1 protein-coding gene is annotated in these 1,090 nt (G+C 71.1%); it reads left to right on the top strand.

The genetic code is table 11. From position 1 onward, the window contains the following. Positions 1-31: 31 nt before the first annotated feature. Positions 32-1,090 (top strand): MobF family relaxase (mobF, locus tag WHI96_RS27755; protein ID WP_349302527.1); only part of this gene is annotated, 1,059 nt, incomplete at its 3' end.

Below are 1,090 nucleotides of genomic sequence, written 5' to 3'. Positions count from 1 at the left end.
GCTCAGGATCGTTGCGGTGTCCGCCGGGTCGGTGGACTACCTGCTGCGCGGCTCGGGCTGCGCCGAGCACGAGCACGCCCCCGCGAAGGAGGCTGACGGGGTCGGCTACATGCTGGCGGGCGCCGAGCGGGAGCCGGCCGGGGTCTGGGGCGGCCAGGGCCTCGGGATGATCGGCATGACCGCCGGGACCGCTGCCACCGAGGAGCAGGTTCGAGCTGTCTTCGGTCGCCTGGAGCACCCGACTGCGGTCGCTGCTGACGGGTCCCCGGCGGCGCTCGGGAACCGTCCTCGGAAGTTCAAGACGCGAGAGCAGCGCATCGCGCTGGCCCTTGCGAAGGAGCCCGACGCGACCGAGGAGCGGCGCGCCGAGATCACCAACGAGGTCCGCGCGGAGACCCGTAAGGCCGTCGCCTACTACGACCTCACCTTCTCCCCCGTGAAGTCGGTGAGCGTGTACTGGGCGGCACTCATGGAGGCCGGTCAGCACGCCGAGGCGCAGGCTGTTGTCGATGCCCACCACGCCGGAATCCGCGCCGCGATGGAGTACGTCGAGCGCGAGGCGGCCTACGTCCGGTCCGGGTACCACGGCCGCACGTCGTCAGGGCTCTCCGTGGGCGTGCACGAGCGCGGCGAGGGACTCAGCTGGGTGCGCTGGGACCACTCGACGAGCAGGGCTCAGCAGCCGCAGATGCACTCGCACGTCACGGTGTTGAACCGGCTGGTCACGACCTCCGACGGCGAGATCCGCTCGCTCAACGGGCGCGCCTTCCGCCCGATCAAGGAGGGGGCTGACGCGATCTACCAGCAGGTCAGTCAGACGGCGTTGGCGGAGAGCAACGGTGTGGTGTTCGCCCTGCGGCCCGACGGCAAGGCGGCCGAGATCATGGGGGTAGACCAGCGGCTTTGCGCGAAGGCGTCGAGCCGGCGAGAGCAGATCGCCGGGGCGGTCCGGAGCGCGGCGGAGACCTTCGTCGAGCGCTACGGGCGGGAGCCCAGCCCGGCCGAGCGCAAGGAAATGGACCGGGCGGCATGGCGGCAGACCCGGGCCGCGAAGAACTACGAGGTGGCCCCTCGTCAGCAGATCGACAAC

This window comes from Pseudonocardia tropica (assembly GCF_040105315.1).
GTDB lineage: Bacteria > Actinomycetota > Actinomycetes > Mycobacteriales > Pseudonocardiaceae > Pseudonocardia > Pseudonocardia alni.
Note: the sequence above shows the minus strand (reverse complement) of the source record. Positions and strands in the feature narration are given on the sequence as shown.